The following is a 19,152-nucleotide window of genomic DNA, read 5'->3' on the forward strand; positions in this document are numbered from 1 at the left end:
CTGTTTTTAGGCTAGCAGCCCATGTCTGGATTGCAGTCTGGGCCTAAACTGATTATATGATGCATTACCCCTGGGGCTTGGTATAGTGTCTTAGCCATGGGGGAGATGTAAAGCTGATACTGGGAATCTCATGGCGCTACCATCTTCTTCTCTGCAAGACGTCTTTATTTCCTATGGCAGGGCAGACAGTCGGTTATTTGCAAGGCAAATTAATGATCGTCTTGTGGAGGCGGGGTTAGAGGTTTGGTTTGACTTTGATGACATTCCCTTAGGTGTGGACTATCAAAATCAGATCAATGACGGTATTGAGAAGGCGGATAATTTTCTATTTATTATTTCTCCTCACTCCGTTAATTCTCCTTACTGTGCCAAAGAAATTGAGCTGGCTTTGGCATGCAATAAGCGAATTATTCCGCTGCTACATGTGGAGGAAATTGGCTATGAAACCTGGCAACAGCGTAACCCTGATGCCAATATCAGCGGTTGGCAGGCCATTCAAGAAAAGGGGGTGCACAGTAGTTTTCCAAACATGCATCCTGCAATTAGCAAAATTAACTGGGTGTACTTTCGTGAGGGCATTGATGACTTTGAGACCGGCATGGCTGGTTTGCAAGCTATCTTGACCCGTCAACAGCCCTATGTCCATCAACATACTCAGCTGTTGGTTCGTGCCCTTGATTGGCAGCGCCAACAGCGGCAGTCTCGCTACTTGCTAACTGATGAAACGGCATTAGCTGAGGCACAAGCATGGTTAGATACTCGCTTTAAAGATGAGCAACCCCCGTGCACTCCCACCGATTTGCACTGTGAGTTTATTACGGAGAGTCTGAAGTTAGCGAATGATCAGATGACCCAGATTTTCATATCTTATAGCGAAGAAGATATGGAGATTCAGGAGAAGGTGCGTAAGCGCTTGATGCGTGAGGGGTTTGCAGTCTGGATTAATACCGTTGATATTCCAACAGCTGAAGACTTTCAAGTCGCTATTAATCAAGGCATTGAGAAGGCTGACAATATTGTTCTGTTGCTTTCTCCCAATTCTTTGACCTCAAAGTATTGTCAACAGGAGTTGGCCCATGGCCGTCGCTACCACAAGCGGATTATCCCGCTGCTGGTGCGGTCCATGGATGTGGCAACACTGCCTAGTGATCTGCGGATGCTGCAGTTTATTGATTTCTCGTCGCTAGCGTCCGATATTCACTTTGACCGGGCAGTGGATGAACTCATCCGTACCCTGCGAACGGCGGCAGACTATGTAGAACAACATAAACGGCTATTGGTTAAGGCCCTGGCTTGGGAGCGGCAGAAGCGCGATCGCAAGTTTTTGCTCAGGTCTGGGGATTTTGCCATGGCCCAAGCCTGGCTGTCGGAGCCTGGTCCCCCTGGTAGCTCTCCCACCGATTTGCACACCGCTTATATCCAGGCGAGTCAAGGCATTAATCAATTCTACGATGCCTTTATTTCCTATGGTCGAGTGGATAGTAAGGCCTTTGCTACGGACTTGTGGCAGCGGCTGAATGACCAGGGGTTCCAAGTCTGGTTTGACCAAAATGATATTCCCCTAGGCGTAGACTTTCAGGAGCAAATCAACGACGGCATTGAAAAAAGCCACAATTTTATTTTTATCATTTCTCCCCACTCCGTTCACTCTCCTTACTGTGCCAAAGAAATTTCTCTGGCCTTGAAATATAACAAGCGGATTATTCCTATTTTGCAGGTGGAAGAGATTAGCTATGCTACCTGGAAAGACCGTAACCCTGCAGGCAGTGAAGAACAGTGGCAGGCGTATAAATCTACAGGCAAGCATTCCAGCTTTCCCAACATGCATCCTCAAATTGGAAAGATTAACTGGATCTATGCCCGTGACGGTATAGATGACCTCACCGCTGCAATTGACGGCCTTGTGGGACTGTGCCATCGCCATGAAGACTATGTACATCAGCACACTGAGCTTTTGATTAGTGCTCTCGCCTGGGAACGGCATCAAAATCAGGTCTCTTATCTATTGATGGGAGAAGATCGTTTAAGGGCTCAAAACTGGTTACTAACGGAGTTTTCGGCTGAGCAGCCTCCCTGTAGGCCCAGTTTATCCCAGTCAACGTTTATTACCGAGAGTATTAAAGCTGCCGATGGCGGCATGACCCAAGTATTTTTGTCCTATGCCCAAGAAGATTTAACCTCCAAGGAGCTGATACGTTATAACTTGCTCCAGGCAGGCGTCACTATCTGGACCGACACAGTGGATATCCACATGGGGGAAGATTTTGAGGCTGCTATCCAGCGTGGAATTGAGGAAGCTGATAATATCGTCTACCTGATATCCCAAGCATCCCTGGCGTCGGAATATTGTCAGATGGAGATTGACCAGGCGTTGGATCTCAATAAGCGTGTGATTCCCATCTTGGTGGAAGAGATTAATGTCAGCCTGTTGCCCGATAAAATTCGTAAGATTCAGTTTGTTAACTTAACGGACAACCAGACGGCGGTTGATTTAGAGGAGGATGTGGCAGAGCTGTTACGCACGATTCGTCAGGATGCCCGATATTTTAATCAACACAAGCGACTTTTAGTACGAGCGCTTAAGTGGGAACGCCAGAAGCAAAATCCTAGTTTGTTGTTGCAGCACCGGATGCAAGATACTTTCCTGGCCTGGGCGCAAACGGCTAAAGATCGAGTGGTTGGTGGAGTGCTGCCGCTACAGTTGGCATTTTTAGAAGCTAGCCAACTGCAATCCCCTGATCAAACCCTGGGGGTATTTTTTATTCACCACATTGATGATGTGGACTTTTCCCAGCGGCTCAATGAAACCCTATTAATTCAAGGCAAGAGTTCTTGGCTCTCTCCAGAAGGGGCAGCAGGGGAGATGGAGCACTGGGACGATACTCAGCAGCTGATGGACAATGCTGAAAATGTTTTGTTTATGTTGTCGCCGAGTTCGGTGCGCTGTGAGGCTTGTTTAACTCAGTTGAGCTATGCACAGTCACAACAAAAGCGGATTTTGCCAGTTATCTATCGAGATGTGGTCAAGTCCACTGTGCCAGATGGTCTGGAGTCGATACCTTGGAGTGATTTTCGACGGCATGGTGGAGATTTCTTAGTGAATTTTGGCGAGTTGTTTCGAACGTTGGAAAGTGAGCCTTTTCATGTGCGATCGCACACTCGACTCCTGGTTAAAGCAGCAGAATGGGATGCGGCGCAGAAAGATGACAGCTTCTTGCTGCGGGGCAATGATTTGGCCGATTCTGTAAGCTGGCTACAGCAAGCAACCGATAAAACACCGCCGGTTACGGCACTGCAAAAGGCCTATATCGAGGCGAGCCAAGCCTTGCCATTTAAGAAAATTAAGACCCGCTCCGTGGCGTTGACGACGATGGTCAGTGCCTTAGCTGTTTCTGTTATAAGACTATTTGGTGGGCTTCAACCTCTAGAAACTCGCGCCTACGACCAGTTTCTACGGTGGCGACCCAATGAGACTGAACAGGATGAACGACTGCTAATTGTTAAGGTGGATGCCCCCAGCGGCGAGTGGCTACGGGAACAAATGATTGATGGGCAGTATGAACCTGGTATTGGCACAATTCCTGAGAATGCGCTTTCAGAAGCAATTCGGGTGCTCAATAGCCATGATGCTCGTTTGATCGGTCTGGACTTTTTCCGTGATTTTCCAGCGCAGGGAGATCTCGCCAATGATCTGGCTTGGGTCGATAATCTGTTTGGTATTTGTCAGACAGCCAGCGATCAAGTGAGTGATATTGGTAACGAGATGCCTGAGGCACGGGTTGGGTTTGCCAACTTTCTACAAGATGGAGGCAAAATTGTTCGCCGTCAGTTTCTATTTCATTGGGTTGGCGATGATAGCCCTTGTGTTTCAGAAGAATCTTTTACTCTGTTATTGGCTAAGACCTATCTTGACGCTGAGGGTATCGCCTCTGAAGTTATTATAGGCAGTGATCAATGGGGAGAGTATATTGATTCGGTTGTTGTAGGAGATATAGTTCTGCCTAATCTTAGTAGTGGAAATGGCACTGCATATCATACTGATACTGGACAGCAAACATGGCAGAATTGGGGAGGACGGGAGTGGAGTGATCTGGGTGGAGCACAAACTCTCCTCAATTTTTGGACCTATGAGGATCCAGACACTCAAGAGAGGTTTGGGGCGCGGATTAAAGACTTTGCTCAGCAGGTTTCGCTTGAAGCTGTGATTAAAAATGAGGTAGATCCTGGGCTAATCCGCGATCGGATCGTACTGATTGGCTACACGGATTTTAGCGATCGCAACTCCGATGATTTTAATACTCCCTATGGCGATTCAGTTCCCGGAGTTTACCTGCACGGCCAGATGATCTCTCAGCTGATCAATGCCGTTTTAGAGGACCGCCCCCTGATGCGCTGGTGGTCATTTGTTGAGGAGGCGGGTTGGATCCTGCTTTGGTCTGGCATGGGCGGTGTGGTCTTTTGGCGATTTGTCAAACCTGTGCCAGTGTTGATAGCGGCTGTTAGCTCGGTCGGGGTCTTGACGTTAGCTTGCTATGGTTTCATGGCAGGTTTCGTGATCTGGGTACCTTGGGTACCAGCACTAGTTGGCTGGGGTCTTACCGGCAGCGTAGTGGGCTATATGACCTATCGCTTACGTAAAGGGTAATTACTATGTTTAAAGACATATTGCGAAGCTTAGACATCAGGCAGCCCAAAATCATTGGCCGGAAATTGTCTAGCTTTTTCGCAGTTCGATATCAACGTCTGAAGCATAATTTCAAGTCATACCGTTATCCACTACTTGCCCTAACAATTGTTTTAGGCATAGGGGTAGTTGAACCGGCGCTCAACCCACCTGTAGCGGATGCCTGTTTTTTTTGGCAGGCCTGTGCCCGACGACGGGGAACTGCTTCCAATACTCGGGCCGGGGGCAAACGCACTGGACGTATCCTTGGCGGTAATGATGCTTCTGTTCCCTATGTGATCTCACCGCGTAATGCCTGGATTCAAGAGCCAGGTCCAACTCAGCCTTACACGATCCGTTGGAATCCTGTGGAGGGAACCAGGCGCTATACCGTGAGGATTTGGCGTTGGACATTTGAGCGAGATCAGCCTGAGCTTGCCCTGTGGCAGGAGACCACCCTGGACAACACTCCGAGTCTGGATTTTCCTCAATACGTGTCTCTAGAACCCGGACACTATTACTCGGTTGAGGTGGTGACGGATCAAGGAATATCGTCTGATCTAGACGAGGGCTACTACGAGTCAGGGTTTCAGCTGATATTTGAAGAGGATTATGAGGAATTGCGATCGCAACTCACTGATGTCACTCCCATTACGCCTGCGGACTCCACATCTGACAATAGAGAACTCCTTGAAGAAGCCGCATTAGCCAGGGCAGGTATTTTCTTTTTAGAAGAGATGTACGCAGATGCGCTGACTATTTTGCAATCGTTGGCGGATAGCCCTGAAGCCTCTGATTTGGTATATACCGCCCTGGGCGACACCTACAGCAAAAGTGGTCTCAATCAGCTGGCCATAGAGTCTTATCAACGTGCATTAACCCTGGCTGCGGCGAATGCTGATCGTCTCAGTGAAGCCACGACTCGCGTTAATTTAGCTAATGTTTATGCCACCTTAGGCTTATTCGACGATGCCCTGGAGCAGTTATATCAGGCCCGTGATGCCTATGAACAGCTCAATGAATCAACAGAAATTGCCAGATTAGACCGTCGCATTAATGTCATCTCTACTCTTTTAACAAGACAACGTGAGGAATCACATACCCCTTGAGGCTAGTTAACAAACCTATTTGGGGCTGCATGTATTAGAGAGACAAATCTTTAATCATCTTAGTAAGTGATGGCAGGAGCGCTGCGGGTGTTTATAGTGGAACTTGGGTTCATCCCCAGCAGGAATGGCCAAACTTAATTTTTTTGGAGTCGTTATTGAGACCTAATCAGCAACGGCTTGTTTGGTTATCCCTAGCGAGGTTTTCTACTCATACCCTGTTATGGTCCGTCTATTCAACCGCCATCATACTGCTGCGTTTTTAATCACGTTAGTAGGGTCTACCGCATTGACGACGACTGCTCAGGCCCAGTCCATTACCCCAGCAGATCCAGCCACTACGGTGCAGCAAGCGGGTAATCAATATCAAATTGATGGGGGCAATTTATCTGGCGATAATACGATACTGTTCCATAGCTTTGATCAGTTTGGTCTACTTACCGGGGAAGCTGCACAGTTTAGCAATCCAGCTGTTGTTGAAAACATTATTGGTCGAGTTATCGGTGGTGATTCGTCTATCATTGACGGATTGTTGTCCGTTGGTGGAGACGCCAATCTTTATTTAGTCAATCCAGCGGGTGTTCTTTTTGGAGAGAATGCTCAGCTTAATTTAGGCGGCTCATTCTCAGCGTCAACCGCCACTGGATTGGCCTTTGGTTCTGAGGTGTTTGACGCCCTAGGCACCAATGATTTTAATCTCTTTAGTGGTGCACCCACTGGCTATGTATTTGCCAATGAGGTGGCTAGTGCAGTTGTTAATACAGGTAACCTCGCCGTTACGGCTGGACAGTCCCTGACCTTATTAGGTGGGCAGGTCATTAATACAGGACAGCTGTCGGCCCCCAATGGAGAAATTTTGGTGATGGCGGTGCCTGGAGAAAATCGGGTACGTTTAAGTCAAACGGGATCGCTTCTAGGCTTGGAATTGGAAACATTGCCTGAGACAGGGGAGCCGCCAGGCGTTGATTTTGCAATTGCAACAATCCCTGCTTTGCTTACTGGTGCGGCGGACTTGGGTATGGCAACCGATATCACAGTAAACCCTGATGGTACGGTAAGTTTATCGGGCTCTTCATTACAGACTCCTGTGGAGGCGGGCACAGCCCTTGTCAGTGGCCAGCTAGAAGCAGATAACGGCGGCAATATCGGGATTCTGGGTGAGCAGATTGCGCTTGTGGATGCCTCTGTGGACGCTTCAGGAGAGACGGGTGGCGGCACAGTTCTCATTGGTGGCGATCAGTTAGGGCAGGGCAGTGTTCCGAATGCAACCACCACATTCATTGATGAGACTTCTGTTGTTAGGGCCGATGCGCGAGACAATGGTGACGGTGGAAAGATTGTTGCTTGGGGCACGAATCTTTTGCGGATAGCTGGCCAGTTATTTGCTCGTGGTGGCAATAATGGCGGAGATGGCGGCTTTATTGAAACCAGTGGTTTGACCCTGTTGGATATTCGCACCACACCAGATATTACGGCGGCGAACGGTGCAGGTGGCTTGTGGTTATTGGATCCGGCTAATATTCGTATTGTAGATGGGACTGGTGCGACTAATGTGAGCCCTACCAATCCCTTTGAAGTTGGGGCTCTAACCACTGATGCCACATTAGGTGTAGAGCTGATTGAAAGCGCTCTTGCCGAAGGGGGAAATATTGAAGTCCGCACTACCGGTGATACACCAGGGGAAGGCAACATTATTTTGGAAGTGCCTCTGGATTATGACAATGCTGATGCTGACAGTAGCTTACGTTTGATCGCTGAAGGTGAGATCCAAATTTTAGCTGATATTACCGATGGTCAAGCGACTAGACCTGAGATCCGCATTGGCCCTGATGAAGTACCCGAGACTTTTGAAGTGCCTGATCCCAATGATTTAGATCTCACTCTTGAGGCTAATGAACAGATTACGGTTGACGGTGATATCAGTCTTGGTGATGGGACGCTAATTATTGAATCGTTTCAAGGTGATATTAATGTCACGGGTAATCTCATTACATCGTCTGGAGATGTGGATATCCAAGCTTCAGAAGGCTCCGTCACCATATCTACACCGATTCAAACAGCACAGGCTCGATTAACTGAATCGGTAGAATTCCTGACATCGCCTCTAGGAGGGGGAGATATAACGATTCAAGCTGATGGTGCTGTTAATATAAACAACATTGTCACGAGTGCTATTAGTGCCGGTGGTGACATTTTTATTGAATCACAAACATCTATCCAAGTTGGTGAGATTGATACAAGTACCTTGAATGGTAGTGAAATAGCTCAATTGGCAGGCAACGTTGACCTGATTGCGGACAGCGATATTGTTTTTAGTTCGATTGATGCTAGCAGTGCTACTGCCGAAGGTGGAGAGGTCAATATCGAATCATTTGACGGCTTTGTTCGAGGTATCGGAGTTTTGTTGCCTTCGTCCACCACAATTTTGACAGAGGGCGGCAACACTAATGGCAATATTACCATTTCCCATAATGGCGGTAGTACGGAAACCCCCTTTATTATTGGTGGTGGTAGCGCAGTCAATGGTACTGAAGGCGATATTACGACAGGAACGTTGACTCTCTCTGATGTGGTGATAGAGGAACCATTTGATGGAGGTGAGGACATTGGCAATATTAAAATTCTGACAGAAATTGCGCCGTCACCGCCACCGCCGCCGCCAGAAGAAGAGCCAGAAGAGCCAGACAATGTTACTGACCCATTGGTGGATGAGGATGTGCGTTCCAATCCTTTACCAGTGGATGTGGGGCAATCTGGCACCTCCACAGTGGAGCAACAATTTGCACAACTTGAAGACCGCCTCACCTCTGAGTTTAATGACTATCTGCAACTGGATTTAGATCCGTCGACAGAAACAGTAGAGTTGGTCAATGCTCAACGTCAGCTGTTGACAATACAACAGCAAACGGGTAGGCGACCAGCGTTGGTTTATGCCGTTTTTGGTCTGGATGGAGAGACTGATGAAGCGGGCAACGTCCTAACGATTCCCGATCCATCAGCTCCCCTGGAACTGTTTTTGATTACGGCAGAGGGAGACCCAGTGTTTATTGCCCTGGATGTCACACGTCAGGAGATTCTGACGATGGCCCAGCGCTTGCGCCGTCAGGTGTCCATACCGACCCGTGCTGGTCGAAGGGATACTAGCTATCTCAGGTCTGCCCAGCAACTTTACCAATGGCTGATTGCGCCTATGCAAACTCACCTAGAGGCACAAAATATTGACACGCTCAGTTTTGTGACCGATGCAGGGCTGCGTTCTTTGCCATTAGCTACCCTGCATGATGGTGAAAATTTCATTATCCAAAATTACAACATTGGGCTGATGCCGAGTCTGAGCCTGACGGACTTGACCTATCAGGACATTAGTAATGTCAGTGCGCTGATAGCTGGAACGTCTACGTTTGTCGATCAGGCGGCTTTGCCAGGGGTGCCGGTGGAGTTAGATGCGATCGCATCTGAATGGACGAGTAAGGTCTTAGAAGGTAGTGCCTTTAGCGTCAACCAGCTGAAGGGGGAACGCCAGCAAAGTCCCTATGGCATTATTCACCTAGCCACCCATGGCGAATTTAACGTAGGAGACTTATCCAAGTCCTATCTTTACCTTTACAACGAACGGTTGAGCTTAGACCAAATGCGTACCCTGGGCCTCAATCAGCCCCCGGTGGAACTGCTGACCCTGAGTGCCTGTCAAACTGCTTTAGGCAATCGTTCTGCTGAGCTTGGGTTTGCCGGTTTTGCGGTACTGGCCGGTGCTAAAACCTCCATTGCCAGTTTGTGGAATGTGAGTGATGCGGCTTCAGCAGCCCTGATGATTGAATTTTATCGGCAATTGCAAGAAAGCCAGCCCATCATTAAGGCAGATGCCCTGCGTCAGGCGCAGCTAGCCATGATCCGTGGTGATATTTTCGTGGATGGTGATCAGCTCAAGGGCCTGGGTGAGGCCCAAAAACTACCCGTTGAGCTAGTGATTGAAGGTCAGCGGGACTTTAGCCACCCCTACTATTGGGCTGCATTTAGTCTAGTAGGGAGCCCCTGGTAAAGCATTGTGGGTATACAAGGGGTCTGAGCCCACATATAGTAAGTATAGGTATACGAGCAAGGCGTTTCTTTATATGTGTTAACTCACCTTAGAGATTCGCCAAACAGGGTTTCATTTACTTGTAAACAAGCTATTAATGTAAAAAACAGCACCTGCGTATAGACAATATACGGTTATGGCGCATCAGCACATCTACCACCTGTTGCTGATTGGGTGAAATCTTGAATAATTCTTGAAATTCCATGTCATCAGCTACATTTGCTTTACAGGATGCATTTATCTCCTATGGCAGAGCCGATAGCAAAATATTTGCAAGCAAGTTAAATAACTGTCTCGTACAGCAGGGGCTAGAAGTCTGGTTTGATTTTGACGACATTCCCTTGGGAGTGGACTATCAAAATCAGATTGACGATGGCATTGAGCGCAGCCAAAACTTTCTATTTGTAATTGCCCCCCATTCGGTCAATTCACCTTACTGCCGTCTAGAAGTTGAGCACGCGTTGCGGTTGGGGAAGCGCATCATTCCCCTACTCCATGTGGAAAGCATTGATCGCGATACCTGGCAGTCGCGCCATCCCAACGGTACAGAGGCCGATTGGCAAGACTATCAGGCAAAGGGGCTGCACTCTAGCTTCCCTAACATGCACCCAATTATCAGCAAAATTAACTGGGTATACTTCCGAGAGGGCATTGATGATTTTCAAACATCGTTCCAGGGCCTGCTCGATATTTTTGAACGACAGCAGGACTATGTGCACCAACATACTACACTGCTGGCTCAATCCTTAGCCTGGCAGCGCCATCAAAGACAATCACAATACCTGTTAATTGGGCAAAACCGGCAGCAGGCCGAACGTTGGCTAAGGCAAAAATTCAACGCAGAACAACAGGCCCCCTGTGAACCCACAGCGTTGCACTGTGAATTTATTACAGAAAGCATCAAAAATGCCAACGGTCTAATGACCGATGTTTTCCTCTCCTATTCTGAGCAAGATCGGGAGTTAATGGATAGACTACGGTTGGCCTTAATGCGAGAAGGGTTTACCACCTGGATTAACCGCACTGATATTCGAGTAGGGGGTGACTTCCAGACGGAAATTAATAAAGGCATTGAAGAGGCCAGCTACATGGTCTATTTGATGTCTCCCAAGTCCCTTGAGTCTAAATATTGCCAGCAAGAACTGGACTATGCTCGCAAATTAAATAAGAAAATAATTCCGCTAAGGATGCGTGAGTTTGATCTAAACCTGATGGCTGACGATTTGCGGGCCATTCAATTTATTAATTTTGTCAACGAAAATGATATTGATGGCAGTGCCTATGGGAGAGACATCGCTAAACTGGTCAAGCAGTTGCAGGAGAATGGCGACTATTATCAGCGGCACAAACAGCTACTGGTAAAGGCCCTTAAGTGGCAGCGTAATGAGCAGAATAAAAGCCTATTACTGCGGAACCATAGCTTACGTCATGCAGAGGCCTGGCTTAAGGTTGCCCGTAAACATGGCCAGCAAGGACTACTACCGCTGCAAGAAGAGTTTATTAAAGAGAGTTTACAACAACCTCCCAATCAATCCATTGATGTCTTTATTTCTTACTCCAGAGCAGATGCTGACTTTGCCCGTGAGCTAAATGAAGAGCTCCAGGTCCATGGTAAAACCACCTGGTTTGATCAAGAGAGTATTGTGGCTGGTGCTGCTAACTATAAAGAAGAGATTTTCAATGGCATTGAAGGTGCCGATCACTTTCTGTTTATTATTTCTCCTCGTTCGATTCAGTCTCCCTACTGTGCTGATGAAGTCGACTATGCCCGGAGTTTAAATAAACGTATGTTGACGGTGCTATATGAGCGTGTCAATACTAAGGAGTTGCATCCTGCCCTGGAAGCCATACAGTGGATTGATTTCCACAGTAAAAAGAAAGACTTTAAGACAAACCTGAGTACATTGCTGCGGGCATTAGAAACGGATCCAGCCTATACTCGCTTTCATACTCGCTTGTTAGTGCAAGCTCTAGACTGGGATCAGCAGGATCGTGATGAGAGTCTTTTGCTCAGGGGTAAAGCCCGTCGGGAAACAGAGACCTGGCTATTAGAGGCTGAGGGAAAAACACCGCAGCCGACCCGGCTACAGCAAGATTTTGTGACGGCATCGGCGTCTGAAGAGATTCGTCGGCAGCGTTCTGCAATTCGCTTGCAGCAAATTGGTATGGGGGTAATTGGTTGTATTTCTTTGGTTGCGATCGCACTTGGTATAATCGCCAATCAAGCAAGACTAGAAGCTAAAAGAAACCAGCAAGAAGCCCTGGCACAGCGAGCGCGAGCCGAAGAACAACAAACAATAGCTGAAGACAAAACGGTATTGGCCCAGACCGAAACCTCATTGGCCCTGTTCGCCTCCCATCAGCCCTTTGAGGCACTTCTAGAGGCGACACTGGCGGGCATTGCCATTAAAAATAATGAGCGAACGCATTCCGATAGCGCCCTGGTGGTCACCACGCTACAGCAAGCTGTCTTTTGGGTGCAGGAACGTAATCGATTAGAGGGCCACGATGGCATCATCTGGGATACCGCCGTTAGCAACGATGGTCAAATGATTGCCTCCGCCAGTGCCGATGGCACCGCTCGTGTTTGGGGCATCAATGGCAATCAGTTAGCAGAAATTAAAGTGGATGATACCCAGGTGCTCAGTGTGGCCTTTAGCCCCGATGGAGAACGATTGGCCATGGGTCTAGAAAATAGCCAGATTCAGATTCGACAACTAGGCGCACAAAATGAGTTGTTAACCACTCTGGAAGGCCATACTGGACCGATCACATCCGTGGCATTTGCAACCGATGGACGCACATTAGCATCGGCCAGTGAAGATAAAAGTGTCCGGCTTTGGCAACAAGACGGCATGCCCCTTAAAGAGCTCACCCAGCACATCGCAGCGGTTCGGGTGGTTAAGTTTAGCCCCGATGGCAAATTACTCGCATCAGGGGCAGATGACCGTAGCATTCGTCTGTATACCCCCGATGGTAAACCACTTAAAACCTTGCGGGGCCATAATGCTGAAGTTAAAGGACTGGCCTTTAGCCCGGATAGTCAAACCCTGGCATCAGCTAGTTGGGATGAAACCATCCGTCTGTGGAGTGCAACCGGACAACCCATTCGAGAAATCCGGGGTCACAATGCCCTGGTATACGATGTGAGCTTTAGCCCGGATGGAAAGTTTCTAGCCTCTGGCAGCTGGGATAAAACGGTTAGAACTTGGACGTTGGCTGGGGAGCCGGTTGCCACCGTATTTGGCCACAGTGCTCAGATCCACAGAGTCCATTTTAATGAGGATGGCTTGCTAGTGTCAGCCGGTGGCGATCGCACCATTCGCCTATGGGAATTAGATAGACCCCTGATTACCTCCCTACGGGATCACCAGGCCAATGTCTACAGCGTTGTCTTTTCCCCTGATGATCAAGTGATTGCATCGGCGGGGGCTGACAATAATATTCGATTATGGAACCGTAAAGGTGAGCCAATCAAGACCTTGTCTGGCCATGACTCTGTAATTTGGGAGTTAAGCTACAGTCCAGACGGAGAAATTCTGGCATCGGCGAGCTCAGACTACACCGCTAAGCTGTGGGACCGCAATGGTAAATTACTAACCACTTTAGAAGGACACAAAGGACCTGTTTATGCGGTCACCTTTAGCCCCGATGGTCAGTTTATTGCCACAGGAGCGGCGGATCGTTCGGTATACATTTGGCGACGGGACGGCACCTTGGTCACCAAGATTGTTGATTTTCCCAAGGATGTATTGAGCATCGCCTTTAGTGACGACAATAAAACCCTGGCCACCTCTGGCTGGGCACACTTTGTCAACCTGTGGAACCTGGATGGAAAATTGGGAGAGAACGCGGACAATGGCAAAGTCTACGAAATCATTTATGATCCCGACAACAAAATTAATGCCACAGACAGATTTGAGGGACAGGTGCCCAGGCGCATAGAAGGGCATAAGGGATGGGTGCATAAAGTCGCCTATAGCCCCGATGGTAAAACTATCGCCACCGCCAGTGCGGATGGTACAGCAAAGCTTTGGAGCACAGATGGAAAATTGCTCAACACCCTGGAAGGGCATAAAGATGGCGTTGTATCGATTCAATTTAGCCATGATGAACAGAATGACTTGATTGCCACTGGTAGCTATGATCATACGGTAAAGCTATGGTCGTTATCTAAAGGGGAATTGGTTACCACTCTGCGAGGACACCAAGATCGGGTAACCAACCTGAGCATGAGTCGAGATAAAACGCTAATCGCCACTGTAGGAGAAGACGATCGATTATTGTTGTGGGATTTAGATTTAGATATTAGTGGGGGTAAAACCCAGCTGTTGGATAAAATGCTGAACCAAAGCTGTAATTGGCTAGAGGGCTATTTAGAGACCCATGACGAGGCTCCTGAAGAGATTCAGAAGTACTGTCGTCAGGCATCGTAGATCAGGAGAGTGTATTGATTTTTGTGTAAGCGATCTATCATCCATATACATCAAGAGATCGCTCCATGGCCCGTAAGAAAGAGAACCCAATCGTGTCTCCGATTAAAAATTGGCGAGCTGCTTTGTCGCATTTTGCTATCCTGTTCCCAGAACGCTTTTATCTCTAAACAAACCGCGTTTATACAAAATTCAGATCACTCTCCTACTAACCTTAATCAATACCTCCTACTTGAGAGGCGAGAGGCGAATGGGAACGCATCGTTTTAGTTCTTGCATCAGGCGATGGGCCTGGTAATCATAAAGGGACAGCTGTAGCGTATTGGGGAGAGTTTTCATCAGTTGGCGACACTTGTCTAGCTGCACATTGGATAGCTTTGCTAGCAGGCTACCGGCTTCTGACAGCATGGTGGGATTTAGGGGGGAATCTACTTCTAACAGCCACTGACGGGGGGGGGTCATTTCTCCTCGTTCTATACGGCGTAATCCATTGATGGAGGAGAGTACATACAGCTTATCTCCGAGATGCACTCGTAAATCATCCGAGGGCATTGGATAGTCTTGATACTGTTTACTAGGCTGACGCTGACGCAACAAGATCGGAACAACACCATAGCCATAGGCAATCTCTGCCAAGGGTTTTCCATTAAGGGTATCGCCATACTCGATGGCATATTCCGTAATCAGAATCGTCTGTTGATTAAGCCTAAACAGACCTAAAATATTTTCTCCAAAGGCAGCCCCGGCAAAGGCTTCTGCCGATAGGGCATAGACTGAAAACGAGCGGGCCTGGGGTAAAAACGCTTTAATATTGTCGCTAAATAACTGGCTCAGGGTACGAATGACCGGTGTAAACGGTCGTTTCTCATTTTCTAGAGCTTCTGCTGCCAGTAGTGCCACCTCAAGGTTGAGGACCGGATCATCAGTGACCGCGATGACGCTCCGGGCTGTGGACAGATGGGCCTCTTGCAGCTGTTGCAGCATGGGTCCCTCTAGTAGGGGAATTTGATTACGCAAAGCCGGGCTGTCTAAATGATGGGTGATGGCCACTAGAGGCTGGCGTAGATCCTGCAAAATGCGGACCACTCGTTTGCCCACCCGTCCCAGCCCGACCACAATGACATGGTTTTTCTTAGGTACTTTGGGGCGACGCTGTAGAAATTCAAAGCGAGAACTGAGTAGCTGGTCTGCCAATAAACCCAAAACACCGATCACCATCAATAAACTGACTGTGGCAATGAGCAGACAGGTCAGTAGCACCCACCCTTGGGCACCGCTGTCTTCAAAGCCGCCGAAGACATCGCCATAGCCACCGAGAATAAGAATGGCTCCTAAGACAATGGCTTTGGTAAAGCTGATGGTGGGAATGTTGAAATATAGCAGCAGAGTGCCCGTAGTCCAGAGAACTAGGGCGGTGGTGAGTGCGATCGCAACCACTCGACGCAACGATTGCTGATTGGCACTGTGCCAAAACCCCCACAGTCGCCTCCGCCATTCACCATCGATCACATCCCCAATGCCCTGGCGTAACTTTGACCATGGCCCTGACCGTGTAGGCATATGCTCAATCTGGCTGTGGGTGAGGGTTTTCACCTCCACATACGCAACCTGGTCGCCAGCCTGTACCCGTACATGGGGCTGCCAACGATGAAACATGGATGATGCTGTGGTTGCCCAACCAATGGGCTGATGGGGATTGCTAAAGGGCTTTAAATTTAGCAGTCGCACTTGCTGGCGATGGAGCCGATGCACTGGCATATTGCAATATTGCGGGTCCCTGGCAGTAATCTGCCGCTCCACCACCCGAAACTGAAACGTATCAATATTAAAGACACTGAGGGTATTGTCCTCTAACCCAGCCAGGGCAAAGGTCATGGCTGGCAGTTCCGTCGCATCCAAGGCAACGAACCGACCCAGCTGACGATTGAGTAACTGATTGAGGCCATGGCGGGACGAACGCACAATAATGTGGACTTGGGGATTTAATCGTCGTACTGCGATCGCTGTTTGTACGTTGGTGCTTTCATCGCTTGTGACAATTAAGATGGCACGGCATTGCTCAATGCCAGCTTCCTGTAGCACATGGTCGCGGCGACAGTCTCCCACAATCGGTGCCTGGCTGAGCATATCCGGTAGGTTCTCCACTTCCCACTCTGTCACCGGAGCCCGATCAATGCCGGCGATTTGGACCTCAAAGGAATCAAAACTAAACTTGGTCAAATTCAGAATAATCTGCTGACCTAAGCTGCCCAAGCCACACACAATAAAGTGATCTTTGTGGACCTCCGCCGAAGGCGACAAATCGGGGATGTAGGTTCTGGGGCTGAGCTCGCCGTTATCACCGACCATGAACTAAGCAAGATGCGTATAAGGTTCCGTTATTATGAACCACCGTGAGGATACTAGCGTGATTCTGATACGGTGATTTTAGATATCCTAGTGCTGGTCTGATGACTGTTTCTGAAAACCCCTTACCTCCAGGCTTACAACGCGAAATTCGAGCAGAGCGTAAATTTAGTCTAGGTGAAGCCATTGGTCGCGAGGGAGGCTCGTTTCTCAAGGGCAGCCAGGCGATGGTACCGCGCCCTTTACGAGCGCTAGCGGCCATTAATGAATGTATTGAACAATGCTTAAACGATCCAGACGGGGCATTGCAGCCTTGTTTGCAGCGTTGGGTTAAAACCGATGTGAGAGTGGGTAAATACTTAGATACTCCGCTGGTGGCACTGCAAGTAATTGTGACTGATATTGTTGAGCAGCCCCAGATACTATATGAGTTTTCTCGCCAAGTGGCGGTGGAGTGGGGACAGATAAATGGAGAGCGCCCTTCTTTTCAGCAACCAGGTTTAAAGGCTCATTCAGAAGCTGTCTATTCCCATGAGAGTATTCAAGGAATTTTAGCTAACTTACTCTATAAGTTGCCTATGCCCCAAGCCGACTAAATTTCAGAGCAGAAAATCACTTCACAAAAATGCCTATGGCAGGTATCATATTGCCTTCTAGTACTCGAAATTCAAGTTGAGCGCTACATATAGTGCTTATAGTGCTTAATCTAAAATCCTGTTAGCTACGTCACTCAGGTTTGCCTGACGCTGCTGATATGGTTGTGTGCCTGGGCACGCTACCAACAAAACGTATCGATTGCGATATATTGTCAGCGCCCGTTCGATTAAAATGAATCCACTAGAATAAGCGTACTAACGTACTACTCGGCATATCTTTGCCCGTATCCCCATGGCTCAATATCAGTGTTTTATCGATTTAGGTAGTTCTGGCACCAAGGCCGTTCTTAATGATGGTGAACGGTTTTACTCCTATCAGTGTCCTCCCCTGGTGGCAGATATGCCTCCGTCTGAGTTGACCATTATTGAGGCCCAGGGGGAGCAGATAGGTTCAGGTCTAGAGTCGATTAGCTATCTGCAGCTTGATCCAGAAACGCCAGCCTATGCCCTTGGTATTGATGCCCAGGGGCGTCCCAATAAAGCGACAAGTAGCTTGCCTAAAAGTGCCTTAGCCCATATTCGTGCCCTCGGGATAATTGGTGAGTTTGCCCACCAGCATGAGTTAGAACGGATCACCCTGGATGTGGGAATTGCTCTTCCCTTTAACGAATATTTGACTGATTATAAGGCCCTGACCAGTGAAATTTTAGGTCATAAGATGTTCACCTATCGTGGCCAAGACATCTTTCTGGAGTTTGGCAACGTTAAGGTGTTACCTGAGGCGGCGGGATTAGTGCAGTGGCGTAAAGTGCAGCGATCGCAACAAAAAGAACGCTCTAAGAAAACCTTTGTGGTGCTGATGTTTGGCCATCGAGACCTGAGCTTTTTGTTGTTTAACGGGGGGCGTCCACCCCAGGGAGAACCTAGCAGCACCGAACGTCTTGGCTATCAACAGCTTTTGAAGGCTGTTGCCCAAGATCTGCCCTGCAACTCGGACGATCCATTTCTCTATGATGCGTTGATCAACAATTCAGCCCGAGTGGTTTTTCCCAATCGCCCTAGAAAGGGATATCCCCTGGCTGAGCGTCGAGAAAAGGCAAATTCTTATTATTGGGAGCTGGTGCGATATCGTCTGAATGAGTGGTTGGCCGCTGTCAGTGTCCCCAACTATGAGGTGCTAGTCAGTGGTGGAACAGCGGCCCAGCTGCGGGATGAGTTAGAAGAGTACTTTGAAGAACGCTCCACATTCTGTACGGTGAATTGGTTGGAAGATTTGCAAGAAGAAGTTGCGGCCAATTTAGACCTGGAGACAGATATTGATCAGCTACGATTCTGTGACTGCTATGGCGGCGCGAAGTGGCTCGCGCTAAAATTCCAAAAACTCGCTGTAGGGAGGAGTCGTGGCTAAAAAGAAAAGTACACCGAAGAACGAAAACCCTCCTTCCAGAAAGCGTGTTTCTTTTAGTATTAGCTCCGACCCCGACACCGTTGAAGGTCGTATTGTTAATCATTTGCGCGACAACAAAATGGTGAATATGCGAGAGTCCGTAATTCGAGCTCTTAAGGCCTATTATTTACCCTGGGCCTATGAGGATGAGGTTTCTAAAGAAGAGGCGCAAGTGCTGGCTCGTAATGCCATTGACGAGCTAGAGTTCAGAATTTTTCAAATTCGTCGACATTTTCTGGCGGGAGAAGCCTACGGACCAAAATTGAGTGAGGCTTTGGGGGGCAGTCCTCCACCTGTGGCTAGCAATGGCAGTTCATCCAATGGCAACGGGTCCCTGGCACCCAACAGTATCATCGAAAAAATAACACCGCCCAACCCTAAGCCTGGTGATGCCAATCCGTCATCGTTGACTGACATTTTGGAGGATGAGGATATTGATCCGGATGTATTGGATGACTTTTAATTGAGTTATTAGTTCTTTAT

At 48.4% G+C, this 19,152-nt stretch carries 8 protein-coding genes; 7 read left to right on the plus strand and 1 reads right to left on the minus strand.

Annotated features, from left to right (window positions below; genetic code table 11):
• The first annotated feature begins 130 nt into the window (after positions 1–130).
• The 4 genes from U2F10_RS17630 (at position 131) to U2F10_RS17645 (ending at position 14,283) form a co-directional block, all read left to right on the plus strand.
• Positions 131–4,645 carry a TIR domain-containing protein gene (locus U2F10_RS17630; protein WP_499872894.1) on the plus strand — a complete coding sequence of 1,505 codons (4,515 nt, stop codon included), beginning with the start codon at positions 131–133 and terminating at the stop codon, positions 4,643–4,645.
• Between the two features lie 5 nt (positions 4,646–4,650).
• Entirely contained in the window at positions 4,651–5,772 is a 1,122-nt protein-coding gene (locus U2F10_RS17635; RefSeq protein WP_499872896.1) for a tetratricopeptide repeat protein, read from the plus strand.
• 220 nt (positions 5,773–5,992) lie between these two features.
• Complete coding sequence (locus U2F10_RS17640) at positions 5,993–9,808, plus strand: CHAT domain-containing protein (protein ID WP_163702760.1); 3,816 nt, start codon at positions 5,993–5,995, stop codon at positions 9,806–9,808.
• Positions 9,809–10,050: 242 nt separating this feature from the next.
• Positions 10,051–14,283: a toll/interleukin-1 receptor domain-containing protein gene (locus U2F10_RS17645; protein ID WP_163702759.1), complete on the plus strand. Its 4,233-nt coding sequence runs from the start codon at positions 10,051–10,053 to the stop codon at positions 14,281–14,283.
• A gap of 225 nt (positions 14,284–14,508) precedes the next feature.
• Here U2F10_RS17645 and U2F10_RS17650 read toward each other — a convergent pair whose 3' ends face one another.
• Positions 14,509–16,629 carry a potassium channel family protein gene (locus U2F10_RS17650; protein ID WP_490793545.1) on the minus strand — a complete coding sequence of 707 codons (2,121 nt, stop codon included), beginning with the start codon at positions 16,627–16,629 and terminating at the stop codon, positions 14,509–14,511.
• A gap of 101 nt (positions 16,630–16,730) precedes the next feature.
• Here U2F10_RS17650 and U2F10_RS17655 point away from each other — a divergent pair, with 101 nt between their 5' ends.
• The 3 genes from U2F10_RS17655 (at position 16,731) to U2F10_RS17665 (ending at position 19,132) form a co-directional block, all read left to right on the plus strand.
• A complete protein-coding gene (locus U2F10_RS17655; protein ID WP_163660868.1) occupies positions 16,731–17,222 on the plus strand; it encodes a hypothetical protein in 492 nt (163 codons plus the stop codon).
• A 292-nt stretch (positions 17,223–17,514) separates the two neighbouring features.
• Entirely contained in the window at positions 17,515–18,630 is a 1,116-nt protein-coding gene (locus U2F10_RS17660) for a ParM/StbA family protein (protein ID WP_163660870.1), read from the plus strand.
• On the plus strand, positions 18,623–19,132 hold the full coding sequence (locus U2F10_RS17665; RefSeq protein WP_499062222.1) for a hypothetical protein: 510 nt from the start codon (positions 18,623–18,625) through the stop codon (positions 19,130–19,132). The genes U2F10_RS17660 and U2F10_RS17665 overlap by 8 nt, the downstream gene beginning before the upstream one ends.
• The last annotated feature ends 20 nt before the right edge of the window (positions 19,133–19,152 follow it).

It is taken from the genome of Leptothoe sp. EHU-05/26/07-4 (assembly GCF_043421015.1).
Classification (GTDB): domain Bacteria; phylum Cyanobacteriota; class Cyanobacteriia; order Phormidesmidales; family Phormidesmidaceae; genus Leptothoe; species Leptothoe turfae.

What these genes read in the sequence shown, in the direction of transcription:
- U2F10_RS17630 (WP_499872894.1), top strand. Translation starts at nt 131, where the DNA reads ATGGCGCTACCATCTTCTTCTCTGCAAGACGTCTTTATTTCCTATGGC.
- U2F10_RS17635 (WP_499872896.1), top strand. Translation starts at nt 4,651, where the DNA reads ATGTTTAAAGACATATTGCGAAGCTTAGACATCAGGCAGCCCAAAATC.
- U2F10_RS17640 (WP_163702760.1), top strand. Translation starts at nt 5,993, where the DNA reads ATGGTCCGTCTATTCAACCGCCATCATACTGCTGCGTTTTTAATCACG.
- U2F10_RS17645 (WP_163702759.1), top strand. Translation starts at nt 10,051, where the DNA reads ATGTCATCAGCTACATTTGCTTTACAGGATGCATTTATCTCCTATGGC.
- U2F10_RS17650 (WP_490793545.1), bottom strand. Translation starts at nt 16,629, where the DNA reads ATGGTCGGTGATAACGGCGAGCTCAGCCCCAGAACCTACATCCCCGAT.
- U2F10_RS17655 (WP_163660868.1), top strand. Translation starts at nt 16,731, where the DNA reads ATGACTGTTTCTGAAAACCCCTTACCTCCAGGCTTACAACGCGAAATT.
- U2F10_RS17660 (WP_163660870.1), top strand. Translation starts at nt 17,515, where the DNA reads ATGGCTCAATATCAGTGTTTTATCGATTTAGGTAGTTCTGGCACCAAG.